The organism is Mesoflavibacter zeaxanthinifaciens DSM 18436, from assembly GCF_000422365.1.
GTDB classification, from domain to species: Bacteria; Bacteroidota; Bacteroidia; order Flavobacteriales; family Flavobacteriaceae; genus Mesoflavibacter; species Mesoflavibacter zeaxanthinifaciens.
In genome coordinates, this window is sequence record NZ_AULQ01000011.1 from 20,664 (window position 1) to 44,481 (window position 23,818).

At 29.6% G+C, this 23,818-nt stretch carries 32 protein-coding genes; 17 read left to right on the forward strand and 15 right to left on the reverse strand.

Translation table 11 applies throughout. The features are described from left to right. The first annotated feature begins 80 nt into the window (after nt 1–80). Complete coding sequence (locus H574_RS14460; RefSeq protein WP_051169880.1) at nt 81–920, forward strand: M23 family metallopeptidase; 840 nt, start codon at nt 81–83, stop codon at nt 918–920. After that, entirely contained in the window at nt 905–2,206 is a 1,302-nt protein-coding gene (locus H574_RS0110825; protein WP_027880596.1) for a WG repeat-containing protein, read from the forward strand. The genes H574_RS14460 and H574_RS0110825 overlap by 16 nt, the downstream gene beginning before the upstream one ends. Before the next feature lie 41 nt (nt 2,207–2,247). Here H574_RS0110825 and H574_RS0110830 read toward each other — a convergent pair whose 3' ends face one another. Beyond that, nucleotides 2,248–2,604 (reverse strand): winged helix-turn-helix transcriptional regulator, encoded by a 357-nt coding sequence (locus H574_RS0110830; RefSeq protein WP_370227485.1) that lies wholly within the window; start codon nt 2,602–2,604, stop codon nt 2,248–2,250. 136 nt (nt 2,605–2,740) lie between these two features. Here H574_RS0110830 and H574_RS0110835 point away from each other — a divergent pair, with 136 nt between their 5' ends. Next, nucleotides 2,741–3,265 (forward strand): DUF421 domain-containing protein, encoded by a 525-nt coding sequence (locus H574_RS0110835; RefSeq protein ID WP_027880598.1) that lies wholly within the window; start codon nt 2,741–2,743, stop codon nt 3,263–3,265. A gap of 78 nt (nt 3,266–3,343) precedes the next feature. Here the strand turns inward: H574_RS0110835 and H574_RS0110840 are convergent, their stop codons facing one another. Continuing rightward, nucleotides 3,344–3,823, reverse strand: a complete 480-nt coding sequence (locus tag H574_RS0110840; protein ID WP_027880599.1) for a Dps family protein — start codon at nt 3,821–3,823, stop codon at nt 3,344–3,346. 106 nt (nt 3,824–3,929) lie between these two features. Between H574_RS0110840 and H574_RS0110845 the strand changes: the two genes are divergently transcribed. Next, nucleotides 3,930–4,868 carry a LysR substrate-binding domain-containing protein gene (locus H574_RS0110845; protein WP_027880600.1) on the forward strand — a complete coding sequence of 313 codons (939 nt, stop codon included), beginning with the start codon at nt 3,930–3,932 and terminating at the stop codon, nt 4,866–4,868. Between the two features lie 31 nt (nt 4,869–4,899). Here H574_RS0110845 and H574_RS0110850 read toward each other — a convergent pair whose 3' ends face one another. From H574_RS0110850 to H574_RS0110860, 3 genes are all read right to left on the reverse strand, one after another. Then, complete coding sequence (locus tag H574_RS0110850; RefSeq protein ID WP_027880601.1) at nt 4,900–5,097, reverse strand: hypothetical protein; 198 nt, start codon at nt 5,095–5,097, stop codon at nt 4,900–4,902. Nucleotides 5,098–5,242: 145 nt separating this feature from the next. Then, a complete protein-coding gene (locus H574_RS0110855; protein ID WP_027880602.1) occupies nt 5,243–6,040 on the reverse strand; it encodes a TIGR00266 family protein in 798 nt (265 codons plus the stop codon). Between the two features lie 60 nt (nt 6,041–6,100). Beyond that, entirely contained in the window at nt 6,101–6,559 is a 459-nt protein-coding gene (locus H574_RS0110860; protein WP_027880603.1) for a DUF4442 domain-containing protein, read from the reverse strand. A 149-nt stretch (nt 6,560–6,708) separates the two neighbouring features. Here H574_RS0110860 and H574_RS0110865 point away from each other — a divergent pair, with 149 nt between their 5' ends. The 4 genes from H574_RS0110865 to H574_RS0110880 all read left to right on the forward strand — a co-directional run bounded on the left by H574_RS0110865 (nt 6,709) and on the right by H574_RS0110880 (nt 10,585). After that, nucleotides 6,709–7,155, forward strand: a complete 447-nt coding sequence (locus H574_RS0110865) for a DUF4870 domain-containing protein (protein ID WP_027880604.1) — start codon at nt 6,709–6,711, stop codon at nt 7,153–7,155. A 194-nt stretch (nt 7,156–7,349) separates the two neighbouring features. Next, on the forward strand, nt 7,350–7,691 hold the full coding sequence (locus H574_RS0110870; protein ID WP_027880605.1) for a PadR family transcriptional regulator: 342 nt from the start codon (nt 7,350–7,352) through the stop codon (nt 7,689–7,691). Beyond that, complete coding sequence (locus H574_RS0110875) at nt 7,688–9,553, forward strand: PspC domain-containing protein (RefSeq protein ID WP_027880606.1); 1,866 nt, start codon at nt 7,688–7,690, stop codon at nt 9,551–9,553. The genes H574_RS0110870 and H574_RS0110875 overlap by 4 nt, the downstream gene beginning before the upstream one ends. A 213-nt stretch (nt 9,554–9,766) precedes the next feature. Further along, nucleotides 9,767–10,585, forward strand: a complete 819-nt coding sequence (locus tag H574_RS0110880; protein ID WP_027880607.1) for a GIN domain-containing protein — start codon at nt 9,767–9,769, stop codon at nt 10,583–10,585. Between the two features lie 69 nt (nt 10,586–10,654). Here H574_RS0110880 and trxB read toward each other — a convergent pair whose 3' ends face one another. Next, complete coding sequence (gene trxB, locus H574_RS0110885) at nt 10,655–11,638, reverse strand: thioredoxin-disulfide reductase (RefSeq protein ID WP_027880608.1); 984 nt, start codon at nt 11,636–11,638, stop codon at nt 10,655–10,657. A 164-nt stretch (nt 11,639–11,802) separates the two neighbouring features. On the opposite strand from trxB, the gene H574_RS0110890 reads away from it, so the two are divergent. Further along, nucleotides 11,803–12,231, forward strand: coding sequence for an arsenate reductase family protein (locus H574_RS0110890; RefSeq protein ID WP_240471269.1), 429 nt, complete (start codon nt 11,803–11,805; stop codon nt 12,229–12,231). A 67-nt stretch (nt 12,232–12,298) separates the two neighbouring features. On the opposite strand, the gene H574_RS0110895 is transcribed toward H574_RS0110890, so the two are convergent. The 7 genes from H574_RS0110895 to H574_RS0110925 form a co-directional block, all read right to left on the reverse strand. Then, nucleotides 12,299–12,748, reverse strand: a complete 450-nt coding sequence (locus H574_RS0110895) for a ferritin-like domain-containing protein (RefSeq protein ID WP_027880610.1) — start codon at nt 12,746–12,748, stop codon at nt 12,299–12,301. Nucleotides 12,749–12,768: 20 nt separating this feature from the next. Further along, nucleotides 12,769–12,930: a DUF1328 domain-containing protein gene (locus H574_RS14590; RefSeq protein WP_081653208.1), complete on the reverse strand. Its 162-nt coding sequence runs from the start codon at nt 12,928–12,930 to the stop codon at nt 12,769–12,771. A 172-nt stretch (nt 12,931–13,102) separates the two neighbouring features. After that, the gene (locus tag H574_RS0110905) at nt 13,103–14,185 is read right to left on the reverse strand and encodes a DNA topoisomerase IB (protein WP_027880611.1); all 1,083 of its coding nucleotides are present in this window, start codon (nt 14,183–14,185) and stop codon (nt 13,103–13,105) included. Beyond that, a complete protein-coding gene (locus H574_RS0110910) occupies nt 14,186–14,620 on the reverse strand; it encodes a hemerythrin domain-containing protein (protein WP_027880612.1) in 435 nt (144 codons plus the stop codon). Between the two features lie 12 nt (nt 14,621–14,632). After that, entirely contained in the window at nt 14,633–14,836 is a 204-nt protein-coding gene (locus tag H574_RS0110915) for a hypothetical protein (protein WP_027880613.1), read from the reverse strand. Next, nucleotides 14,836–15,183, reverse strand: a complete 348-nt coding sequence (locus H574_RS0110920) for a phage holin family protein (protein ID WP_027880614.1) — start codon at nt 15,181–15,183, stop codon at nt 14,836–14,838. Before H574_RS0110920 ends, H574_RS0110915 begins: the two co-directional genes overlap by 1 nt. A 1-nt stretch (nt 15,184) precedes the next feature. After that, complete coding sequence (locus H574_RS0110925) at nt 15,185–15,511, reverse strand: YtxH domain-containing protein (RefSeq protein ID WP_027880615.1); 327 nt, start codon at nt 15,509–15,511, stop codon at nt 15,185–15,187. A gap of 192 nt (nt 15,512–15,703) precedes the next feature. Between H574_RS0110925 and H574_RS0110930 the strand changes: the two genes are divergently transcribed. The 8 genes from H574_RS0110930 to H574_RS0110965 all read left to right on the forward strand — a co-directional run bounded on the left by H574_RS0110930 (nt 15,704) and on the right by H574_RS0110965 (nt 23,000). Further along, complete coding sequence (locus H574_RS0110930) at nt 15,704–17,068, forward strand: NAD-dependent succinate-semialdehyde dehydrogenase (RefSeq protein WP_027880616.1); 1,365 nt, start codon at nt 15,704–15,706, stop codon at nt 17,066–17,068. 67 nt (nt 17,069–17,135) lie between these two features. Next, nucleotides 17,136–17,936 (forward strand): hypothetical protein, encoded by an 801-nt coding sequence (locus tag H574_RS0110935; RefSeq protein ID WP_027880617.1) that lies wholly within the window; start codon nt 17,136–17,138, stop codon nt 17,934–17,936. 3 nt (nt 17,937–17,939) lie between these two features. After that, nucleotides 17,940–18,824: a LysR family transcriptional regulator gene (locus H574_RS0110940; RefSeq protein WP_027880618.1), complete on the forward strand. Its 885-nt coding sequence runs from the start codon at nt 17,940–17,942 to the stop codon at nt 18,822–18,824. A gap of 78 nt (nt 18,825–18,902) precedes the next feature. Further along, nucleotides 18,903–19,823, forward strand: coding sequence for a YeiH family protein (locus H574_RS0110945; RefSeq protein WP_027880619.1), 921 nt, complete (start codon nt 18,903–18,905; stop codon nt 19,821–19,823). Between the two features lie 69 nt (nt 19,824–19,892). Then, nucleotides 19,893–20,471 carry a TetR/AcrR family transcriptional regulator gene (locus tag H574_RS0110950; protein WP_027880620.1) on the forward strand — a complete coding sequence of 193 codons (579 nt, stop codon included), beginning with the start codon at nt 19,893–19,895 and terminating at the stop codon, nt 20,469–20,471. Between the two features lie 9 nt (nt 20,472–20,480). Next, nucleotides 20,481–21,113 carry an NAD(P)H-dependent oxidoreductase gene (locus H574_RS0110955; RefSeq protein WP_027880621.1) on the forward strand — a complete coding sequence of 211 codons (633 nt, stop codon included), beginning with the start codon at nt 20,481–20,483 and terminating at the stop codon, nt 21,111–21,113. 19 nt (nt 21,114–21,132) lie between these two features. Next, entirely contained in the window at nt 21,133–22,290 is a 1,158-nt protein-coding gene (locus H574_RS0110960; RefSeq protein ID WP_027880622.1) for an iron-containing alcohol dehydrogenase, read from the forward strand. A 188-nt stretch (nt 22,291–22,478) separates the two neighbouring features. Then, on the forward strand, nt 22,479–23,000 hold the full coding sequence (locus H574_RS0110965; protein ID WP_027880623.1) for a 5' nucleotidase, NT5C type: 522 nt from the start codon (nt 22,479–22,481) through the stop codon (nt 22,998–23,000). A 16-nt stretch (nt 23,001–23,016) separates the two neighbouring features. Here the strand turns inward: H574_RS0110965 and gloA2 are convergent, their stop codons facing one another. Continuing rightward, complete coding sequence (gloA2, locus tag H574_RS0110970) at nt 23,017–23,403, reverse strand: SMU1112c/YaeR family gloxylase I-like metalloprotein (RefSeq protein WP_027880624.1); 387 nt, start codon at nt 23,401–23,403, stop codon at nt 23,017–23,019. Next, nucleotides 23,403–23,804, reverse strand: a complete 402-nt coding sequence (locus H574_RS0110975; RefSeq protein ID WP_027880625.1) for an OsmC family protein — start codon at nt 23,802–23,804, stop codon at nt 23,403–23,405. Before H574_RS0110975 ends, gloA2 begins: the two co-directional genes overlap by 1 nt. Nucleotides 23,805–23,818 lie beyond the last annotated feature (14 nt).

Consider the following 23,818-nt stretch of genomic DNA (forward strand, 5'->3'; position numbering starts at 1 on the left):
TATAAATATTTTGTTAGTAATTAAATTATTACATTTAAGACTAATAACACTTATTAAATATAGAAGTTAATTATGTTCTTATGAAATTGAAATTTATCTCCATTATTTCAATATTAGTTATTTTAATATTAGTTATTTTAATCAGTTGTAATAAATTACCAAAGAAAAAACTGTCTCAGTTCATTTTAAAAGATGTTGGTTATGAAGTTATTAACGACTCCTTAATAGTGAAGCTATCTAACCCATTGCATTGTCCTATAAGAATAAACATCAAAACTAAAAATAAGAATTTACAAGAAAAATTAAATCAAGATTTTCCTTTAGTTTTAGAGCACTTATCTTCTAAAAAAATAAGTTATTGGACTGACACATCTAAAGAACAAACACAAATAAAGTTTTTAATAACATTAGGAAACCCTAACGACACCATATCTAAAAAGTCTTTTAGTTTACCTTTTAAAAAAGATTATACGTATAAAATTATTCAAGGTTATAACGGCGACTTTTCTCATAGTTCTAAATATTCTAAATATGCTTTAGATTTTAATTTAAAAGAAGGAGATACTATTTGTGCTGCTGCAGATGGTTATGTTGTTGGAGTGATTGAAGATTATTCTCTTGGTGGAAAATCAAAAAAATGGAGAGATTATGCTAACTTCATAACTATTTTTCATCCTAACATGAATTTATATACTCAATATGTACATTTAACCTATAAAGGTAGCTTGGTTAAAGTAGGCGACTTTGTTAAATTTGGTCAAGCAATTGGTTTATCAGGAAAAACTGGTCTTACAACTACAGAACATCTTCATTTTAATGTTTTAAAACCTAATAAATCTGGTATGGAATCTGTACCTATAAAATTTAAAGAAGGATATACTGGTAACAGTTTAAAAAAAGGACAATGGATAAAAAAATAAAACGTTATCAATTAAATAGTGTTATTGCTTTCTTTTTAATAATTATTGCATGTCAATCTCAAAATAAACCTGATCTATATTTGTATAAAAATGATGGTAAAATAGGCCTAATTAATAGTGAAGGAATTATAGTTTTAAAAGCCAATTATAGCCATATAGGAAAGTTTAAAAATGGATTAGCTGCTGTAACTGTTACTAGTAGAGCAAAAAACAACTATCATAAAATCTTAGATACAAAATTAGGATATATCAATACAGAAGGGAAAATTGTGATTCCTCTAAAATTTCAACATATAAATGGAGAAAATAAAGATTTTAGTGAAGGATTAGCTGTTGTAAAACTTAACAACAAATATGGTTATATTAATACAGAAGGGAAACTTGTAATAAAACCTAAATACACAGCTGCATACGCATTTAATGAAGGTCACGCTGTTGTTGAGCTAAATGATGATTATCATAATAGACTACTTATTGATAAAAAGGGTAATGTTGTCTTTAATTTTCTTGATAAATACAAACAACAAGTAGACTCAACAGCAACGAATATTTTAGTAAGTAATTATCAATTATCAGATAATAAAATAGCAGTTTACACTTTTACTAAAGAAGGTAAAACTTTATCTTCTGTTTTAGACAGTACCGGAAAGGTTTTATTTACCAAACAGTTAGCCAAAATTAAGTCTTATAAAAATAATATAGCAATTGCTATAAAAGACAAGTGTAAAACTGGAAGCGATAACTGTTTTATGTTAATAGACCATAAAGGAAAAATATTAACAAAAAAACTATATTATCCACTTAGAAGAATTAAACAAAATACTTTTTTAGCGGGAGATGTCTTTACTAGAGAAAAATTGGTCATAAACAATAAAGAAGACGTCTTACTACCTAAAATTGAAAAAGGTTTACAAATTAATTTTGATGACTTATCTAACAACTTAAAACTTATTAGAGTAGGAAAAGGTGGTTATGGTGGCTATATTGATAGAAATGGAGAATTAGTAATTGATATTAAATACATGAGTACATCTGCTTTTTCTGAAGGTTTAGCATTTGTAAAAAAATTAGACAACACTGTTTTATGTATTGATAAAGAAGATAATATTATCTTTAAAATTGATGCAAAACATGAAACTCATTGGAGTTTCCCTTTTAGTTATAAACCATATCAAATTGGTACTTTTAAAAATGGACTAGCTACATTATTTATGATTGTAGACGGAAAGCATAAAATTGTTCAAGTAGATACAAAAGGTAATTTTTTAAAAATTAAAGAAGAATAACTTCAAACTAAAGTTTAGCTAAAAAACTTACTAATCAAGCACTATTCAGAGTAATTTTCAACTACAAAATCTCCCCAATTAGCTATAGATTGTATTAACGGAATTAAAGTTTTTCCAAAGTCTGTCAAATTATATTCTACTTTTAAAGGTGGTTTTGAAGTGTAAACAGTTCTATTTATTAAACCATCTTCTTCTAAAGCTTTTAATTGTAAACTTAACGTCCTTTCTGTAACGGTTGGCATACTCTTTCTTAATTCATTATATCTTAATTTTTTATCTATAAGATGATAAAGTATAACGGTCTTCCATTTTCCGCCAATTATTCCCATAGTTAAACTTGCACAACAAGGATATTCATTACCTCTAAATTTGAGCATCTTAGGTTTTACATTTGCCATCATTTATAGTTTAAATTAATTGTACAAATTTACTAACTATAATTAAATATGAAACTATAAAAATTATAGTATTTTATAATTTTATTAAGCTTTATTAAAAGCTAAAATCCATAACTTTAAATAAAATTTATAACTTATGGAATGGATTTACGATATTAAAGACCCTATTTGGCAAACTGTTGTAGGCAGTTTAATTATTTTTGTAGTTATCATAATAGTTACAAGAATAATTGGTTTAAGGTCTTTTGCTAAATTTACTGCTTACGATTTTGCATTTACTGTTGCTATAGGAAGTATAATATCTTCTACTTTAACATCTAGTACTAGTATTACTCATGGTGCAGTTGCTATTACAAGTCTTTTGGTATTAACCCTTATTTCTTCATATTTACAGAAAAAAATACCAAAATTTAGTGCTTTAATTTCAAACAAACCGATATTACTAATGGATGGTAATACCATACTTTATAATAACTTAAAACATAGTAGAATTGAAAAATCACAACTAATAGCAAAACTTAGAGAAGCTAACGTTTTGGATTTTAACCAAGTAGAAGCAGTTGTTCTAGAATCTACTGGAGATATTTCTGTATTACATAAAACTAAAGAAGGTATAGAACTTAATAAACAACTATTAGATGGTGTTAGAAATACACCTTAAATAATAGCTAAATTTTCATACAAAAAAAAGCAGTCTTTTTCAGACTGCTTTTTAATTGCTATTAATCAATTTATAGGATTAGATGCTTTTACCTAACCAAGCATTCATCATCCAAACCGTTTTTTCTTGTTGAGATATAAAATCACTCATCATTGCAGCTGTTCCTTCATCTTCTGCGTCTCCTGCTGCGTGTAGGATAGTTCTTTCTATTTGTAGTAATTCTGTTAAAGAATTAACTATTAATTCTACTGCGTTTTCATCTTTAGATATATTCTTACCTACCGGTACTTTTGCAACACTAGAATAATCTTCAAATGTATGTAAAGGAGTTTCCCCTAGTGTTAAAACACGTTCTGCAATTTCATCTACTTTAGCATTAGCATCTGTGTATAACTCCTCAAACTTCACATGTAAATCAAAAAAGTTTTTCCCTTTAATGTTCCAGTGTATTCCTCTTAAATTTTGATAATATATTTGAAAATTAGCCAATAAATCATTTAATTGATCAGCTAAATCTTTAGTTTTTGATGGGTCTAATCCAAGACTATTTAGTTTCATATTTTATAAGTTTTAATTTCTATTACAAATTTACTGCAAATTAAACGCTCTTAATTATAAATATTATTGATAGATTTTATATTTTTATAGCCTTAAACTATTAATAATGACAATTACTCAATTATCATATGTTTTGGCTGTTGCCGAACACCAAAATTTTACAAAAGCAGCTCAAAAATGCTTCGTAACCCAACCTACTTTAAGTATGCAAATTCAAAAATTAGAGGACGAACTTGACGTCTTAATTTTTGACCGAAGTAAAAAACCTATAGAACTTACAGAAGTTGGTAAAAAATTAGTTACTCAGGCTAGAAATATTGTTAACGAATCCAATAGAATACAGGATATTGTAGACCAAGAAAAAGGATTTGTTGGTGGCGAATTTAAGCTTGGTATTATCCCAACTGTAATGCCTACTCTTTTGCCTATGTTTTTAACAAATTTTGTAAAGAAATATCCAAAAGTAAAACTTAAAATTGAAGAGCTTACTACTGAAGAAATTATTACACGTATTAACGACGGTCACCTAGACGCCGCTATTGCTGCAACACCTTTAGAACAAGAAAGCATTAAAGAGCGTGTTTTATATTTTGAACCTTTTGTTGCTTACGTACCGCAAAACCATAGATTACATAACAATAAAAAACTAGAAACATCAGATCTTGATATAAATGATATGCTTTTGTTAGAAGATGGACATTGTTTTAGAGATGGTGTTATTAATTTATGTAAAGTATTTAAAAACCATAATGACGACAAGTTTCAGTTAGAAAGTGGTAGTATAGAAACTTTAATCAAATTATCTAATGAAGGTTTAGGCATGACATTACTACCTTATCTTCACACTTTAGATTTACCAGAAAAATCAAAGCAAAATTTAAGGTTTTTTAATGAGCCTAGTCCAGCTAGAGAAGTTAGCTTAATCTATCATAAAAGCGAACTTAAAATGCAAATTATTGAAGCCTTACAAGATGTAATATCTGGTATTGTAAGAGGTGCAATTGCATTTCAAAATGTTCAAATTATAAGTCCTTTAAGTAAATAAAAAAAGCGACCTAACGGTCGCTTTATTTTATTTAAGGATTAAGATAAATTAAACATTGTGTTAGTTTAGGGTTTTGCTTTACTAAAGAGTCTATAAATAATTTAAGCTCTTCTATTTCGTAAGGTAATAATCGCTCTAAAGCTTTTTGTACCTCTTTGCAAAACAACGTGGTGTCAAAACTAACTTTTTGAAGTACAGTTTTGGTGTACTCAAACATTGCTCTTGCCATAATTAATTTTAAGTTTTAGTTAATTAAAGGTAGTTTTGTAAATAGGCAAACGGTTTAAAATTTCAGATTAAATGTAACAAAAAAATTGTTTCAAAATTTAAAACCAACGAATTTTAACAGTTAAAAAGACGTTAAAAAAAGGATTTTAAAACCTATTATCGCCACCAATAATATCTCCTAAACCGCCTAAAATACTACCTTCGCCTTTATCTTTTCCTCCGCGTGGCAAGCTTGCTAAAACACGACCTGCTAATCTACTAAAAGGTAAAGATTGTATATAAACAACTCCTGGACCTTTTAAAGTTGCAAAAAACAAACCTTCACCTCCAAAAATGGTGTTTTTTATGCCTCCAACAAACTCAATATCATAATCTACATCTTGTGTAAAACCGACTATACATCCAGTATCTACTCTTAATGTTTCACCTGGTTGTAATACTTTTCTAGCTAAAGTTCCGCCAGCATGTACAAACGCCATACCGTCGCCTTCTAACTTTTGCATAATAAAACCTTCGCCACCAAAAAGTCCTCGTCCTAAACGCTTAGAAAACTCTATACCAACACTAACACCTTTTGCTGCACATAAAAACGCATCTTTTTGACAAATAAATTTTCCACGATACTCCATTAAATCAATAGGTACTATTTTACCTGGATATGGTGAAGCAAAACTAACGTTACGTTTACCTTGTAATACATTGTAAAATGCTGTCATAAACAAACTTTCTCCAGTAAGCAAACGTTTTCCGGCACCAAAAACTTTACCTAAAAAGCCTTGATCTTTTTGTGATCCATCTCCAAAAATGGTTTCCATTTTTATTCCTTCATCCATCATCATAAAGCTGCCAGCTTCTGCAATAACACCTTCGTTTGGGTCTAGTTCTATTTCTACATACTGCATTTCTTCTCCGTAAATGCGGTAATCTATTTCATGAGCATTCATAGTTTTTTGATTTAATGATTAACAGCTATTGGTTGTAAGATTTGTAAAAATGTTACAGTGTTATTTTGACTTTAATTTAATAGACCATTCAAAATCAAAAGTAGAAACCACTACTCCATCTTGATTTACACCTTGAGATTGCATCCAAACGGTTTGACCTTCGCCAGTTTTTATAGTTTGCGCTATAGCCAGATCTATTTTATTGCCATCATTACACGTAAAAGTTATTTTTCCTGTTGCTTTTTTAGTAAAAACTGCTTTGTTAGTAGTCACTAACATTGATATTTTTTGACCACTTTCTTGGATTTTTGCAATAACCAATGCGCCTGTAGAAAACTCTGCAGCCATACCTTGTACTGCCCAAAACATTGATTTGAAAGGGTTTTGATTAATCCATTTATGTTTTACTGTTACCTCACAACTTTGATCAGAAATTGACTTTGTTCTTACACCACAAATATAGGCAGATGGCAGTTTAAACATTGTATAAGTATTTAGTTTGCTTGGTGTTAACTTCATAATATTATTTTTGGGTTTTTGGCTAAATTATTGAAAATAATCCACAACTCAACATGTTAATAAAATGTTAAATTACAGTACTTTGTATTGCATAATACCTTCTTTTAGATATATATTTGCATAAGAAACTATTATATACTTTAAAAATCATGCTTACTAATCACCAAAAAAATCTAGCAACTATAATACATTTATCGACATTTAGTCGCTTTATTATTCCGTTTGGGAACTTTATTGGACCAATTGTTTTATGGTTGACTAATAAAGAAAAATCAGATTTTATAGATACTCATGGTAAACAGGCTATTAATTTTCAGATTAGCATTTTATTGTACACTATGATTTTAGGATTGCTATTTGTACCGTTTTTTTTATTTAATGTGTTTAGTCATTTAGATTTTTTTGAAATTAACACCTTTGACGGTTTACATATTAGTTTAAATGAACCTTCGCCTCTATTTATATTAGGTGGTAGTTTAGGGTTTGTAGCAGTAATAGGGTTTATTCTAGAAATCATTTTTATAATAAACGCTAGTATAAAAGCTAAGGATGGCGAATTTTATCAATATCCGTTTAGCATTAATTTTATTAAATAAAACATGAAACAGTTTTTAAAAATCAAGATAGCAAGTTAGCCTGCGTTAGGGATTGAGCAATTGTTGGAGCACATCTTTGATTGCGACTTGCGAAAGCCCGACCCGATAGGGTAACGCTATAAAATAAGAATCATCAATTTCATCAAAAATAATCATCAAAAAATGAACAGTTTAACAATAAATCTCATAAAAATATGAAGATAGAAAATACAAAAGCACAAATGCGAAAAGGTGTGTTAGAATACTGCATACTGTCTGTCTTAAAGGATGAAGACGCTTACGTTGCAGAAATTTTAGACACTTTAAAAGACGCTAAGTTGTTAGTAGTTGAAGGGACAATTTACCCATTATTAACACGACTAAAAAACGCTGGCTTACTAAGCTACCGTTGGGAAGAGTCTACTTCTGGTCCGCCACGTAAATACTACGGACTAACAGAAACTGGACATATCTTTTTAAAAGAATTAACCCAAACTTGGGACGAATTACAAAATGCAGTTAACATAGTAACACAAATTAAATCAACTAAAAAATGAATAAAACAGTCAACATAAATTTAGCAGGTATATTCTTTCATATAGATGAAGATGCATACTTAAAATTACAGCGCTATCTTGAGGCTATAAAACGTTCATTTACAGACTCTCAAGGTCGCGAAGAAATTATATCGGATATTGAGGCTAGGATTTCGGAACTATTTACAGAACGTATGAAAACCGATAGACAAGTTATTAGTAACAAAGAAGTTGAAGAGGTTATTGCCATTATGGGACAACCTGAAGATTATCTTGTTGATGACGAGATTTTTGAAGACGAACCTTCTAGCAAAACTAAAAACACTTACAGATCTAGCAGTAGTAAAAAACTTTACAGAGATACAGACAACTCTTATATTGGTGGTGTATCTGCTGGTTTAGCCCATTACTTTGGTATTGACGCTATTTGGATACGTTTAATCTGGATTTTACTTGTGTTTGGTGCTGGTACTGGTGTATTCTTGTACATTTTACTATGGATTTTAGTACCAGAAGCTAAAACAACTGCAGAAAAACTTACCATGACTGGTGAAGCTGTAAATATTAGTAATATTGAAAAAAAAATTCGTGACGGATTTGATAGCGTAAGCGAAAATGTTAAAAACATAGATTTTCAAAAACATGCCGACAAACTAAAAGAGGGTTTTGAGCATGCGTCGGATAACATTAGTGACTCTGTAAAACGCATACCTACAAATAAAATTAAAGACAATAGTAAATCTTTTTTTGACGGTTTAGGTAATCTTATTAAAGGTGTTTTTAAAATCTTTGCAAAAATCATAGGACTATTTATTGTCTTAGCAACCATAGCTGGTACAATTGCATTAACCGTTGGATTAATTATAGGTTCTTTTTTTGATAGTAATATCCATTTTTTAGACAGCGACTTAATGGAGTTATCTACCACTAGCGGTATGTCTTTTGAGGTACTATCTATTCTAATCTTTATTGTATCAGTAATTCCGCTTATATTTTTATTCTACTTAGGTTTAAAAATATTGATTTCTAACTTAAAACCATTAAGTAACATTGCTAAGTTTACATTACTAGGTTTATGGCTTTTATCTTTAATAGGACTAATTACTATATCAATTAACCAAGGTCTAAGTTACAGCGAAAAAGCGCCAGTAATTATAAACGAAAAGATTGAAACCATTAAAAGCACAGACACTTTATTTTTAACAATGAAGGGTAACGATCATTTTGCAGACGAATATTATAGACGATTTTATAATTTTAGAACTGGATACAATGAAAACGGAGAAAAGGTAACTTTTTCACAAGATATAAGAGTAAATATTAAATCTACAAGTGATAGTGTTGCAAAAATTAAAGTGTTTAAATCTTCTAGAGGTAGGACTTTTGAAAGTGCAAAAGAACGAGCAAAATCTATTGAATACAATTATAGTGTTAATGATAATAAACTAGAATTAGATAATTATTTTCTAATACCAAACACAGAAGCTAAACGTGATCAAAAAGTAGAAGTTACTGTTTACTTACCCGAAGGAAGCGTAATTTACAACAACCCTAATACAGAAAGTTTTATAAGCTACAGTAGTTTTGATGGCTATTTAAGAGAAAATACTGGTCATTATTTTAAGATAGAACAAAACAATGCAACTTGTTTAGATTGTCCTGAAGACCAAGATGAAGATGAAGATGAAAACGAATTAAAAATTAACGTAGACTTAGATGGAGAAACCTCTAAAATTAAATTTAATGAAGATGGTTTTGAAGCCAAAGGTGAAAACTTAAAAATCAAAATAAACGATACTGTTTTTGATGCAAGTACCAAAAATGTAAAAGTTATTATAGATGATGAAGAAGGTATAAACATCACAAATAATAAAAAAGAATAACCACCAATCAATCAATCAATCAATCAATCAATCAATCAATCAATCAAAAAACATCAATTATGGTCGCATTAATCGAATATATAATTAATACCATTATAGATATTTTAGTCTAAAACAACCATTATTAACCACTAAAAGTAGCTACCATCTCAAACAAAATAAAGTTTGGGATGGTTTTTGTTTATATTTGCTCGTAACAATATAATTTATAAAATGAATAAAACCTTACTTCTAATTTTATGCGTACTAATATCTACAATATCTCTTGCGCAAGATAAAGTAAAAGGTAGCAGAGTATTATCTACCAACACAACAGACATTAACCCTTTTAACAGACTATTACTAACCGAAGATTTTGAGGTAAAACTTGTAGAAGCCGAAACTGCTGCAGTAAAAATTGTAATTGACGAGAACCTGCATGATTACATAAAAATCATCGATAAAGACAGCACACTTACCTTAAAAACAACAGCAAAATTAAGATTTAAAAAACAAGAAATTACCGTATTTTATACAGATGTTTTAAATACTATTGAATTGAAGGAAGAAGCAGAAATATTCTCTGAAAATAGTCTAAAATTTACAGATTTAACTTTAGTTACCTCAGAAAACTCTAGAGCTTTTTTAACTGTTGAATGTACAATGATTAAACACATAAATGAAGGTAAAGCAAGAAATAAATTAAACATTACTGCAGATAATGTTACTTTAGAATTAAATGGTGACAGTAAAATTGAAGCATTAATTAATGCCTCTAAAATTGAAGCAGATTTATTAGAAAGTGCAGATGCACAAATAGAAGGAGACGCTAAAGACTTAGACTTAAACGTGGACAACTCTTCAGATTTTAATGGAGAAAAACTAAGTGTTAAAGACATAAACATTACAACACTTAATCGTGCAGAAGCTAAGGTAAATGCATCTAGCGACCTCAACATAAATGCTTCTGGCACTTCTGAAATTGAAATTTATGGTAGTCCAAAAATCAATATAGAATCTTTTGAGGATAACGCCATTTTGAAGAAAAAATAAACAACTATACTAAATAAAAAAAACCGAAGCTAATTGGCTTCGGTTTTTTTTATTTAAAAAGTATTTCTTTTAATAGTTTGTAGCTGTATTAACCTCAAAAGAAGCATCTTTAGCAGCTAGGTAACGCTCTGCATCTAATGCTGCCATACATCCAGTACCTGCAGCTGTTATAGCTTGTCTGTATACATGATCTGCTGCATCACCACTTACAAAAACACCTTCTATATTAGTTTTTGATGTGCCTGGTTTTGCGTTTATGATATAACCTGTTTCATCTAAGTCTAAATAATCTTTAAAGATATCTGTATTAGGTTTATGCCCAATTGCTACAAAAAATCCTGTTGCAGGTATTTCTTGCTTTTCTTTAGTTTGATTATTAAATACTCTTACTCCAGTTACAACTTGTCCATCTCCTAAAACCTCATCAGTCTCTGTGTTGTATAAAATTTCTATATTTTCTGTATTTTTTACACGTTCTGCCATGATTTTAGATGCTCTAAACTCATCACGTCTTACTAACATGGTTACTTTTTTACAAAGTTTAGAAAGGTAATGTGCTTCTTCACAAGCACTGTCTCCTGCTCCTACAATTACAACTTCTTGGTTACGATAGAAAAATCCATCACAAACTGCACATGCAGAAACACCGCCACCAAGTTTTAGATATTTCTGTTCAGATTCTAAACCTAAATATTTTGCACTTGCTCCAGTAGAAATTATTATAGTATCGCTATGTATTTCGGTTTCATCATTTACCCAAACTTTATGTACATCTCCAGAAAAATCTACTTTAGTAATCCATCCATTTCTAATATCTGTTCCAAAACGTTCTGCTTGTGCTTGTAGCTGTAACATCATTTCTGGACCTGTAATACCTTCTGGATAACCTGGGAAGTTTTCTACATCATTAGTAGTTGTTAATTGTCCTCCTGGTTGGTTCCCTTGGTATAAAACAGGATTCATATTTGCTCTAGCTGCATAAATTGCTGCTGTATAACCAGCAGGACCAGAACCTATTATTAAGCACTTAACTTTTTCTATATTATCTGACATATTTAATTTCATTTTTATTGTATAACAAAAGTAGTTTTTTTAATAAAAACCTTACGTAGAAGTTATTAAAAGTTATTATCTACAAATAAAGATTGTTTATGTTTTGTTGTTTTTTACATTAATTTAAGAGCCTTTTACGCTAATTATTACTAACTTACGGTAATATGAAAAATAAAAACCAAATGGGAGTGATAGCTACTAACAAAAACCAAAACATTTTAATTTACAGTTCAGAAAACAGTATTGGCAAACAAGCCTTAGCTTATCTTGAAGATAGCAAAAATAAAGTGTTTACTATTGATGTGACAAAAACAAAGGTTTCTGGTACACAATGGTTAGAAATATTTCAGAATTTAAAATTACATCCAAAAGATTTTGTCAATAAAGAGCATCCTGATTTTACAAAAAAATATGATAAGGATACTAAGTTGTCTAAACAAGATTGGATTAAAGTTGTACAGAATAGTCCTGTTGTAATGACTAATCCGGTTTTAATTGTAAAAGATAATTTTTATAAAATAGAAACACCTTCTGATATTAGAAAATATTTAGATAACAGCTCTGAAGAAATTGACGAAAAAAAACACATATGATATTTATTTTTTAATCATAAAAAAAGGTCTGAAAATATTCAGACCTTTTTCTTTTTCTATTTGATTATTATCTTAAATCTTCTAACGATTTGATATTTGATAATCCGTTAGTGATTGTTGTTTTCTGCTTTTCTAAGATGTTTTTTGTTGACATTGGTAGTGAAGTTTCGTTTATTACTTCCTCATACTCTTCTACAGCAGATTTTTCGCCTCTAATTGCTTCTTCTAACATAGATTCTTCATTATCTGAAGAAAACACTTTTTTTACATCCATCCAAGCTCTATGTGCATCTCCAATTAAACTTCCGCCTTTATCTACTTCTTGATTAAAAGATTTAATTTCTCCTTTTAATTCATGTCCAAACTCATAACGCTCTTGTGCTTTTTGATTAAAATAATTTTTTAAAGCGCTATTTTGTACATTTTCTGCAGCTTTTTTAAATCCTTTTTCTGCATCATATGTTTTTTCTAATAAGTTGTTTAGTTTACTTCCTACTTGTTCTGTGTAAGTTGCCATAATTTTTGATTTTTTAGTTGTTAGTTTTCTGTGATCTCTTTGTATAAAGAACCAATGAATAAAGCAACAAATAGAAAGAAACATAGTTTTGCTATAAAAGCTAAATTTCCTGCTATGTTACCAAACCCTAAGATGGCTGCAATAAATGCTAAAAATATAAAGAGAACAGTCCAACGTAACATGTTATACTTGTGATTAATTAAAAGACTTGACTTTCAAATCTTATTATAAAGATAAGGGTTACATTAGCCACAAGCAGTCTGTTTAACAATGGTTTAATCTAAGTTTAACGCCAGTTAACAATATAAAATCTATTTTAAGATGGCTTTAAGATTAAAGTTGTTTTTATTAAGATTATAGTTTTACTGTATATGATTTTAAAAGCTGTTTTAAAGCTTTTTCTGAAGAAGTGAAATATTCTGTTTCAAGTGATTGTTTTTTTGCTTTATTAAAAAACTGTTCTATACTTCCATCTTCATAACTACTAATTATTGCTGGATGTATATAATATTTTTTACAAACATTTCTTGTGTTTCCTAATTCTTTAGCAGCGACGTCTATTGCTTTAAGAATATTTTTTTTGTTTTGGTTTTTATCTTTTTCTGTTCCTAATTCTAACAACGATTCAAAAAATATTATAGATGCTGCCCATGTCCTAAAATCTTTTGCAGTAAAGATGGTACCGCTTATTTCTTTTAGGTATTGGTTTAATAATGTGCTATCTATTTTTTGCTTGTTTCCTTCTTGATCGTAGTACTGGAATAATTCCCAACCAGGAATTTCTTCACATTTATTAACAAGTCTAATTAACTTTTTATTTCTAATTGAAACTTTGTGTTCTTTTCCTTTTTTACCAACAAATTCAAACTGAATTTTATCTTTATAAGTATTAACGTGTCTTGATCTTAATGTGGTTAGTCCGTATGTTTTATTCTTTTTTGCATATTGACTGTTACCTATTCTTATATGTGTTTCTTCCATTAATTTTACAACTAATGCTAAAACCTTAGATTTTGTCCATTGTTTTTGATCTAAATCTTGGTCTACTTTTTTTCTAATATTGGGTAGATGGTTTGCAAACAAAACCATTTTGTAGTATTTAGTTTGGTTTCGTATTTCTTTCCATTTTTGATGGTATTTATACTGTTTTCTATGTTTTGCATCTCTGCCTACTGCCTGAAGATGTGTGTTTGAAAGTGAAGAAATTTTAACTTGCCGCCAAGCTGGTGGAATTACTAAACCTTCTATTCTTTTAAGTTGAGTTTGATCTGTCAAATTTTTCCCTTTATATTTAAATATGAAGGTCTTATTTTCTTTAAATCTTTGAATATTTAGATGTGAAGGATTGGTGTAAACCAAATCAAATTCTTCTATAACCTTTTCTGGTTGTAAAAGAATTTGATTGTAAAGTTTTTTATTTATTGATGTGCTTTTCACCTATAAATTTTCTATCATGTAACTTCTATATTTTTTAGCTAAGTCTTCTTTTTGCGTTTGATTAAACACTTTCCCAGCTAATTGAAAGAATGAATGTTCTTCATCTTCTAGATGATGTTCTACTTTTTCTTTTAAATCTTTAGCATATTTTAACCAAGCAGAAGAGTCATAGTCTGTATCTTCTAGCTTTTCTATAAGTTCATCAATTTCATGATGTTCTGCAATACCATGTCTAGCTTTATCTTGCATCATATCATCACTTATTAATGGTTTATAAAAGTGTCTTTCTTCTGCATCTGCATGCACTTCAAGCTCTTTTTTCAATTTCTTAAAAATTGTATCACGCTTTTTTGTATCACCTGTAGTTTGTACAAGTTGATCAAGTAATTCTCTTTGCGTATCGTGGTCTTTTCTAATAGATTCAAAAATATTCATATTAATAGCGGTTTATTTTATAATTTTTTTAATTAACATCATTATTCCTACTTTGGATGCCATTTTAAAACCTGTTTGTATCCAAGTGTAAGGCTGTAAAGTATCTTTAAAGTCGCTTTTTACAACCTTAAGTTCTTCCCAAGCAATTTGCTTTTCTAATTGTAATCTATGCAAGTCCCTTTTTATATCTTCTTGTGTTTTATATTGTGTTTTCATTAGTCAAAAAAGGTTTTTGAAAGTGATGCAATGACTTTGTTATTTATCTTACTTCTAAACATATAAAACAATACAGAAATAAGTATAAATATTGCACCAACTATTAGATAACCTAATGATACGCTACCTAAAGCTTTACCTATACCGATTGCTGCAGATATTGCTAAAAACAAAAGTCCAACTAAGATAAAAGCACCAACTACTACAGCTTTTACCAACAAGCTTACAGAAGATGTAAGTTGTTGGAAAATTTTAAGTCTGTAGTACTCGTGAGATTTTTTTAAAAACTCTTCACCTTTATCTACTGCTTGACTTGAGGTTTGGTTGATTTGTTCAAATACAGACATTTTATTTCTGTAATTTTTTATTTCTTTCTTTTAAATCTTTAAGCTTCTTTTCTAAAGTAGAAATAACATCATCTGCTTTGTAACTAGCGTCAGAAACCACACTTTCTAATTGTGCATCTAAAGTTGCTTTTTTTGTTGTTAATGTATTAGCTACTTGATCTTTTAAATCCATTGCACTAGTAGCAAGATTCTCTTTAGTAGCTATAGCTTCGTCTCTTAATTTTTTTCTAGTATTACTTCCTTTATCTGGCGCAAATAAGATTCCTAAAGTTGCTCCAATTGCTCCTCCTAATAATAATCCTAATGCTGAATTTGTGTTGTTGCTCATAATAATTTTTTTTGATTGTTAATATTAATTTGAAGTGAAACGTATCATTAACGCCTCATCTCAAAATTAACAAGTATTTATTGAAATATTCTTAATAAAAATTTAAATAAATTGATAAAAGTTTGTTAAAACACATTTAATTAAAACTATTTTTACGAATAATCCATAATTTTAACACAAATAAAATTTACTATGAAAAACTCAATTATAACATCAAATCCTTACAATCAAAAAGAACTTAAAACTTACAATTATCATACAGATAATGAGTTAAAAATAATTCTTGATAATGCACAAAACACTTTTGAGAACTGGAAAACTAAAGAAATAAAAGAGCGTACAAAACTTTTACAAAACTTAGCAAACTTATTAGAAGACAAGAAAGAAATTTATGCAAAACTAATGACTGAAGAAATGGGAAAACCAATTTCTCAAAGCATTGCAGAAATAGAAAAATGTGTTTGGCTATGCGATTTTTATATTACTAATGCAGAAGATTTTCTTGCAGACAGTATTATTGAAACAGACGCAAAAGAAAGTTTTATTAGTTATGATCCTTTAGGTGTAGTACTAGCGGTAATGCCTTGGAATTACCCATTTTGGCAAGTAATGCGTTTTGCTGTACCTTCACTTACAGCTGGTAACGTTGGCTTGCTTAAACATGCTTCTAATGTAACTAGTACAGCATTAGCAATTCAAGATTTATTTGAAGAAGCTGGTTATCCAAAAGGTTGTTTTCAAACGCTGTTAGTTAACCACGATCAAATTGAATATATTATTGAAAACGATATTGTTAAAGCGGTTACACTAACAGGAAGCGAACCTGCAGGTAGAAACATAGCTGCTGTAGCTGGAAAAAATCTTAAAAAAACTGTTTTAGAATTAGGAGGAAATAATGCTTGTGTGGTTTTTGACGATGCTAATTTAGATAAACACATAGATACTATGGTTAAGGCTAGAATGCAAAATACTGGTCAAAGCTGTATTGCTGCCAAACGATTTATTGTATCTGAAAAAATTTATGATCAGTTTTTAAGTCGCTTTAAGGATGAAGTTTCTAAGCTAAACTCTGGTAACCCTGAAGATTCAGACACTTTTATTGGTGTTATGGCTAGAGAAGACTTAGCTGAAGAATTAGAACAACAGGTTAATAAATCTATAGACTTGGGTGCAAAAATAACTTTAGGTAATAAAAGAAATAAAGCTTATTATGAACCTACCATTATTACCGATGTGACTGAAGATATGCCTGTATTTAAAGAAGAAACCTTTGGTCCTGTTGCTGCTGTAATCAAAGCAAAAGATAACGAACATGCAATTAAGTTAGCTGCAAACTCAAGATTTGGTTTAGGTACTATGATTTTTACTGAAAACACAGATAATATTTATAATTACATAGGAGATATACCAGATGGAGCATTATTTATTAATGATATGGTAAAATCTGATCCTAGATTACCATTTGGTGGTACAAAAGCTTCTGGATATGGAAGAGAGTTATCTAAAGAAGGAATTTTAGAGTTTGTCAACAAAAAAACTGTTTATATAAAAAAGTAAAGCGACTACTTAAAACTGTTATACTACATTTGTAGCTTTTTATTCATTTTCAAAATTTTGAAATCCTGTGGAATATTTAATAGTTATAAAGCTTTTAGTTGCAATATGTTTTGTTGTAGGTTTATCGTATTTAGCAGAAAATGTTAGTCCTAAAATTGCAGGAATTTTATCAGGTTATCCAACAGGATCTGCCATTACATTATTCTTTTTTGGATTAGAAGAATCACCCGAATTTGCTGCCGAAAGTGCCATATTTAATATGGTAGGCCTTACAGCTGCTCTTACCTTTGTATATGTATATTATAAAGCGTCATTATACTTTAAAACTTATAATATCCTTTGGTCTTCTATTAGTGGTATTTCAGCATATCTGTTAGTTGTTTGGATATTATCATTCTTAGAACTGAACACCTATGTTGCTATAATTATTCCTGTAATATTCGCTTTACTTTACATTAGATTATTTAAGCAAATCGAAAATATTACCATTAGCCAAAAAGTAAAATTAAATTATCGTATTCTTTTTTTACGAGCTATTTGTGCGGCTTTAATAATTTTAACCATAACTAATGCACCAAAATATTTTGCATCTAACTGGTCAGGATTATTTTCTGCTTTTCCTACTACGCTTTTTCCGTTAATGCTTATTATTCATTTTACATATTCAAAAAAACACGTACATACCATTATAAAAAATGTACCTATTGGCATGTTTTCATTAATAATTTATTCGTTAACGGTATCTATAGTTTATCCAAAATTTGGTATATATTATGGTACATTAATAGGTTTTTTTACAGCAACGTTATATCTATTAGCATACAAAAAGGTTACTTCTATATTACAAAAAACCAAAATCATAAAGTAAGTTATGCAAACAAAACTACACATATTTAAAGTCGTTGCACAACATCTAAGCTTTACTAAAGCAGCAGAACAGCTACACATCTCTCAACCTGCAATTTCAAAAACTATAAGAAACCTAGAAGAGACATATAAAACATCTTTCTTTACAAGAAAAAGAAACTCAATAAATTTAACCAAAGAAGGAAAGTCTTTTTTAATTTATGTCAATAAGATTATAGAAATTTATAATCAAATGGACGAGCAGTTTCTTTATAAGAATGAAACATTTCCGGAGACTATAAATTTAGGTGTAAGCACTACTCTATCCAATTATGTTTTACCAAAAACAATAGCGAAATTCAGAAATCAATTTCCTAATACAATTTTCAATATTATTAGCGACAATACAATTGCTATTGAAGACTTAATCCTAAAAGAGACTATTAATTTTGGTATTACCGAAGGACAAAGCTCTAACCCAAAACTGCACTATTCTAAATTTATAAAAGATGAAATTGTTTTAGTTACAAACGCTAATAACACTTCATTTTCTAAAGGTATTATTACAAAAGACACTTTGGTAAATTTACCTATAGCACAACGTGAATCTGGATCTGGTACAAAGAGTATTATAGATTCAACGCTGAAAATAAACAATCTTAAATTAAATAATGTAGTTGTTACCTTTAATAGTACTCAAGCTATTAAAAATTATTTATATCATTCTGAAGATTACGCACTACTTTCTATAAATGCTGTTACAGAAGACTTAATAAGTAATAGACTAAAAGTAATAGACATTAAAGATTTTACTATAAATCGATGGTTTTACTTTGTAAAACGTACAGGATACATCTCAAAACAACTTGAAAACTTGGAACGTTTTATAAAAAACAGTCATAACTTTTAGTTATGCTTAATGCTAAAATAATTTGGTGTTAAATTATAGCTTAACTCTAATTTTGTATCGTTAATAAAATTTAACGGTATGAAAAATAGCTTAGCAAAACTCACTTATTTATTTATAATAACACTTTCACTTTTAGGATATTTAAGCAGTTATTTAGCGCTTATATTAGGGTTTATTTTTGTCTTAATTTTTAATAATCCTTATAAGGCTTATAATTCCAAAGCAATACATTTATTATTAAAAATAGCTGTTGTAGGCTTAGGGTTTGGTATGTTTATTACAGAGACATTACAGACAACTAAAGATGGTTTTGGACTAACCATATTTACAATTATTCTTACATTAAGTGTTGGTATTATTTGTACTAAACTCTTAAAAATAGATTTAAAACTAGGACATCTAATCACATCCGGAACAGCAATTTGCGGTGGTAGTGCTATAGCAGCAATTGCACCTACAATTAAAGCAAAACCTAAGACAATAAGCATGGCATTAGTTATTGTTTTTTTGCTTAACTCTATTGCCTTATTTGTATTTCCTGCTTTAGGACATTATTTTAATTTAACACAAGAGCAATTTGGACTTTGGTGTGCAGTTGCTATACATGATACCAGTTCGGTTGTTGGAGCGGCAATTAACTATGGTGATGAGGCTTTAAGAATAGCAACTACCGTAAAACTATCCAGAACACTATGGATTATTCCTCTTGCTATCGTCTCATTGTTTGCTTTTAAAAACTCTAATAAGAAAATTAAATTTCCTTTATTTATTCTCGCTTTTATTGTCGCTATTATTTTGAACAGTTATCATCTTATCCCAGAAAACATTTCTAACAACATCGTTATTATTGCCAAACGTTTATTAATAACTACTTTGTTTCTTGTAGGTACTTCAATTTCAATAAAAGACATTAAACAAACAGGAAGCAAACCTCTTATCCTTGGTGTATTACTATGGATATGCATTTCTGTATTTTCGCTTATTTATATCCTTAATTAATTAAACCTTTGTTAAAAAATAAACGTTCATTTATTTTTTAAATATCTTTGCATTGTAGAATTAAAAGTAATGGCAAAACTTCAAAAAAGCATAGACAAACGTAACGCTTTAGTTAAGGCAACTATTGATTTGGTAAACAACAATGGTTTCCACGCTACACCTATGAGTAAGATTGCTAAAATGGCTAATGTATCGCCAGCAACGATCTATTTATATTTTGAAAACAAACAAGATTTAGTAAATCAAACTTATATAGAAGTAAAAAGTGAATACACTAAATATGCGTTTAACGGTTATAATGCCAACGCACCTGTAAAAGAAGCGTTTCAATACATCTGGAATCGTATTGCAGATTTTAAGCTTAAGCAATGCGAACACGCTTTGTTTTTAGCTCAATGTGATAATACACCAATGATAGATGAAGCTAGCAGACAAGAAGGCATTAAACATTTACAACCGCTACTAGATTTATGGGCAAAAGGTAAAGCCGAAGGTATTATAAAACCATATTCAGACTATATTTTATATGCCTACGCTATAAACCCGTTAGCTTTTTTAATGTTAGCTCAAAAACGTGGCGCAATTACTTTAGATGATACCTTAATTAAAAATGCTTTTGAAGCAGCTTGGAACAGTATAAAAAAATAAAAACAACCTATGGAATTATTAGATAAATTAAATTGGAGATATGCCGCTAAGGCTATGAACGGTAAAGCCGTACCAGAAGAAAAAGTAGAACGTATTTTAGAAGCTGCACGATTAGCACCAACGTCTAGTGGTTTGCAACCTTTCGAAATTTTTGTGGTAAAAAACCAAGACATTAAAGAACAAATTAAACCAATAGCTTGGAACCAAAGAGTTATTACAGAGTGCTCTCACCTACTCGTTTTTGCTGCTTGGGACACGTACACTGCTGATCGCATAAATTACATGTTCGATTTAACCAACGATATTCGTGGTTTTAAAAATGAAGGTTGGGAAAATTACCGTCAAATGTTACTTAACGCCTATCCGCAAAAAGACGAAGAAGAAAACTTTAATCACGCGGCAAAACAAGCTTATATTGCATTTTCTCAAGCTATTACAGCTGCTGCTTTTGAAGGTGTAGACGCAACACCAATTGAAGGTTTTGATCCTGAAGCTGTAGATAAAATTTTAGGCTTACGCGAAAAAGGCTTACGTAGTGCAGTATTGTTACCGCTTGGTTATAGAGAAGAAGAAAATGATTGGTTGGTAAATCTTGTAAAGGTTAGAAAACCTATGGAGGATTTAGTAACCGTAATTGACTAATTAAAAAAAGAGAAAGAAAATGAACAATTTTGAATTTAAAAATCCTACCAAAATCATTTTTGGAAAGGATTCAATAGAAAAACTAAAAAATCAAATACCAGAAGATGCCAAAGTATTAATGCTTTATGGTGGTGGTAGTATTAAAAAGAATGGTATTTACGATAAAGTAAAAACCGCTTTAGCTAATGTAGATGTTACCGAGTTTGGAGGTATTCCTGCAAATCCAGAATATGATATTTTAATGAATGCTTTAAAAGTCATTAAAGAAGAAAACATCACCTATTTATTAGCTGTTGGTGGCGGTTCTGTAATTGATGGAACAAAATTTTTATCGGCTGCAGCAGTTTACGACGGTGACACACCTTGGGATATTTTAATAAACAAAGTACGTACAGAAAAAGGGATGCCATTTGGTACTGTTTTAACCTTACCTGCTACAGGATCTGAAATGAATTCTGGTGCTGTAATTACCAGAGAAGAAACTAAAGAGAAATTAGCTATGGGCGGACCTGGTTTATTTCCGCAGTTTTCAATATTAGATCCTTCGGTAATTACTTCTATTCCACAACGTCAATTGGCAAACGGAATAACAGATGCCTTTACACATGTATTAGAACAATACATGACCTACCCTATTAGTGCCTTATTACAAGATAGATTTGCCGAAAGTATTATGCAAACCTTAGTAGAAGTTGCTCCAAAAGTACTAGAAGACCCAACAGATTTTAAAGCGGCTTCTAACTTTATGTGGAGTTGTACTATGGCTTTAAACGGACTTATACAACAAGGCGTTCCTACAGATTGGGCTATCCATATGATGGGACACGAATTAACCGCTTTATTTGGTATAGATCACGCCAGAACATTAGCAGTAATTACACCTAGCCATTACAAATATAATTTTGAATCTAAAAAAGAAAAATTAGCTCAATACGCAGAACGTGTTTGGAATGTAACTGAAGGTAGTATTGACGATAAAGCTTATGCTGCTATTGAAAAAACCGAAGCGTTTTTCCATCAATTAGGTATAGATACTAAATTATCTGATTACACAGATAAGTATGAAGGTACTGCTGAAGAAATTGAAAAACGTTTTGAAGATCGTGGCTGGAAACTTGGTGAAAAACAAGAATTATTACCAGCAGATGCCAAGAAAATAGTAACTATGGCATACTAAATTAAAACATTAAAAAGTTTGATTATATAGCGAAACAGAGATTTAAACTCATTTTAAATCTCTGTTTTTTTATTAATTATTACAAATATTTACTAAACCGTACTAAACTGTTAAGACTTAATTAAATATTACATGAGTATTTGTTAGTCTTTCCTAACCTTTGTTGCTTTGTAAAAAATATTGAAACTATGACAATTTTTGTAGACATGGACGATGTACTTGCCGATACTTACGGTAAGCACATAGAATTATACAATAAAGAACACAAACAAGAGCTTTCTCTTGCTCACATTAAATCTGGCGAAGTATGGCACAACGTGCCAGAAATGCATCAAAAAAGTATTTTACAACACGCTTACCAAGAAGGATTTTTCAGAAATTTAGAGCCTATAAAAGATGCTATCCAAGTTATGGAAGCGTTATATAACAAACACGAAGTGTATATCGCTACTGCTGCGACTCAGTTTCCAAATTCATTAAAAGAAAAAAGCGATTGGCTAGACCAATATATGCCATTTATTACTTGGCAACATCGAATTATGTGTGGTCATAAATTTATATTAAAAGGTGATTTGCTAATAGATGATCGTACTTACAATTTAGAAAAATTTGAAGGTGATACATTACTTTTCAACTCACCACATAATATTAACGATACTGGTTATACCAGAGTATCTAGTTGGCTAGAAATTGCAGAACGTTTGCTATGATACAAACTAATAAAAGTTAAATTTCATACAGCTCAATAGGTAAGTTATCAGGATCATTAAAGAATGTAAATTTCTTGTTGGTAAACGGATCTATTCTAATACCTTCATGGGTAATATTTTTGGAATTCAAGTATTGTAAACTTTCCTCTAAATTATTTACACCAAAAGCAATATGACGTAATCCTGTCGCTTCTGGTTGCGATACGCGTTTTGGCGGATTAGGAAACGAAAATAACTCTATTATATATTGATTGTTTAATGCTAAATCTAACTTGTAAGAATCTCGGTCTTTACGATAAACTTCATTTTTTATGCTAAAACCAAGAATGTCTGTATAAAATGCTTTTGACATTTCGTAATTTGAACAGATTATGGCAATATGATGAATGGACTGTAACTGCATTATTTTGTTTGCTTAATATTACCTGTTATAGTACAAACAGCTTTTACTGTATTGTAAATAGTGCCAAATTTTTCAATATTTTTTTTAAGTAAATTTAAGTTTAGATCATCATCTTTACTGTAAATTTTTAGCTCATAAAAAACATTATCCATTCGCGGTGGTTTTTCTAAGCGCGTCGCTGTAATTTCAATTTCTGCTCTTTCATATTCAAAATGCATAAACCGAGAAAAACGTTCTATGTTTTTTAAAATGCAAGCAGATAATGACGATAAAAATAATTCTGCCGGATTTGGTAAAGAGAGATCAGTTTCTGAGGTTATACCGAAATCTATAGATGAAGATTTTACAGTAATAGTAGCTTTTTGCTTAGCTATTGAAAATGCTTGACTTTTATATTTCATACGTAAAATTAAAA

Coding starts and splice junctions, on each gene's coding strand:
- H574_RS14460 (WP_051169880.1), top strand. CDS start 81: ATGAAATTGAAATTTATCTCCATTATTTCAATATTAGTTATTTTAATA.
- H574_RS0110825 (WP_027880596.1), top strand. CDS start 905: ATGGATAAAAAAATAAAACGTTATCAATTAAATAGTGTTATTGCTTTC.
- H574_RS0110830 (WP_370227485.1), bottom strand. CDS start 2,604: ATGGCAAATGTAAAACCTAAGATGCTCAAATTTAGAGGTAATGAATAT.
- H574_RS0110835 (WP_027880598.1), top strand. CDS start 2,741: ATGGAATGGATTTACGATATTAAAGACCCTATTTGGCAAACTGTTGTA.
- H574_RS0110840 (WP_027880599.1), bottom strand. CDS start 3,823: ATGAAACTAAATAGTCTTGGATTAGACCCATCAAAAACTAAAGATTTA.
- H574_RS0110845 (WP_027880600.1), top strand. CDS start 3,930: ATGACAATTACTCAATTATCATATGTTTTGGCTGTTGCCGAACACCAA.
- H574_RS0110850 (WP_027880601.1), bottom strand. CDS start 5,097: ATGGCAAGAGCAATGTTTGAGTACACCAAAACTGTACTTCAAAAAGTT.
- H574_RS0110855 (WP_027880602.1), bottom strand. CDS start 6,040: ATGAATGCTCATGAAATAGATTACCGCATTTACGGAGAAGAAATGCAG.
- H574_RS0110860 (WP_027880603.1), bottom strand. CDS start 6,559: ATGAAGTTAACACCAAGCAAACTAAATACTTATACAATGTTTAAACTG.
- H574_RS0110865 (WP_027880604.1), top strand. CDS start 6,709: ATGCTTACTAATCACCAAAAAAATCTAGCAACTATAATACATTTATCG.
- H574_RS0110870 (WP_027880605.1), top strand. CDS start 7,350: ATGAAGATAGAAAATACAAAAGCACAAATGCGAAAAGGTGTGTTAGAA.
- H574_RS0110875 (WP_027880606.1), top strand. CDS start 7,688: ATGAATAAAACAGTCAACATAAATTTAGCAGGTATATTCTTTCATATA.
- H574_RS0110880 (WP_027880607.1), top strand. CDS start 9,767: ATGAATAAAACCTTACTTCTAATTTTATGCGTACTAATATCTACAATA.
- trxB (WP_027880608.1), bottom strand. CDS start 11,638: ATGTCAGATAATATAGAAAAAGTTAAGTGCTTAATAATAGGTTCTGGT.
- H574_RS0110890 (WP_240471269.1), top strand. CDS start 11,803: ATGAAAAATAAAAACCAAATGGGAGTGATAGCTACTAACAAAAACCAA.
- H574_RS0110895 (WP_027880610.1), bottom strand. CDS start 12,748: ATGGCAACTTACACAGAACAAGTAGGAAGTAAACTAAACAACTTATTA.
- H574_RS14590 (WP_081653208.1), bottom strand. CDS start 12,930: ATGTTACGTTGGACTGTTCTCTTTATATTTTTAGCATTTATTGCAGCC.
- H574_RS0110910 (WP_027880612.1), bottom strand. CDS start 14,620: ATGAATATTTTTGAATCTATTAGAAAAGACCACGATACGCAAAGAGAA.
- H574_RS0110915 (WP_027880613.1), bottom strand. CDS start 14,836: ATGAAAACACAATATAAAACACAAGAAGATATAAAAAGGGACTTGCAT.
- H574_RS0110920 (WP_027880614.1), bottom strand. CDS start 15,183: ATGTCTGTATTTGAACAAATCAACCAAACCTCAAGTCAAGCAGTAGAT.
- H574_RS0110925 (WP_027880615.1), bottom strand. CDS start 15,511: ATGAGCAACAACACAAATTCAGCATTAGGATTATTATTAGGAGGAGCA.
- H574_RS0110930 (WP_027880616.1), top strand. CDS start 15,704: ATGAAAAACTCAATTATAACATCAAATCCTTACAATCAAAAAGAACTT.
- H574_RS0110940 (WP_027880618.1), top strand. CDS start 17,940: ATGCAAACAAAACTACACATATTTAAAGTCGTTGCACAACATCTAAGC.
- H574_RS0110945 (WP_027880619.1), top strand. CDS start 18,903: ATGAAAAATAGCTTAGCAAAACTCACTTATTTATTTATAATAACACTT.
- H574_RS0110950 (WP_027880620.1), top strand. CDS start 19,893: ATGGCAAAACTTCAAAAAAGCATAGACAAACGTAACGCTTTAGTTAAG.
- H574_RS0110955 (WP_027880621.1), top strand. CDS start 20,481: ATGGAATTATTAGATAAATTAAATTGGAGATATGCCGCTAAGGCTATG.
- H574_RS0110960 (WP_027880622.1), top strand. CDS start 21,133: ATGAACAATTTTGAATTTAAAAATCCTACCAAAATCATTTTTGGAAAG.
- H574_RS0110965 (WP_027880623.1), top strand. CDS start 22,479: ATGACAATTTTTGTAGACATGGACGATGTACTTGCCGATACTTACGGT.
- gloA2 (WP_027880624.1), bottom strand. CDS start 23,403: ATGCAGTTACAGTCCATTCATCATATTGCCATAATCTGTTCAAATTAC.
- H574_RS0110975 (WP_027880625.1), bottom strand. CDS start 23,804: ATGAAATATAAAAGTCAAGCATTTTCAATAGCTAAGCAAAAAGCTACT.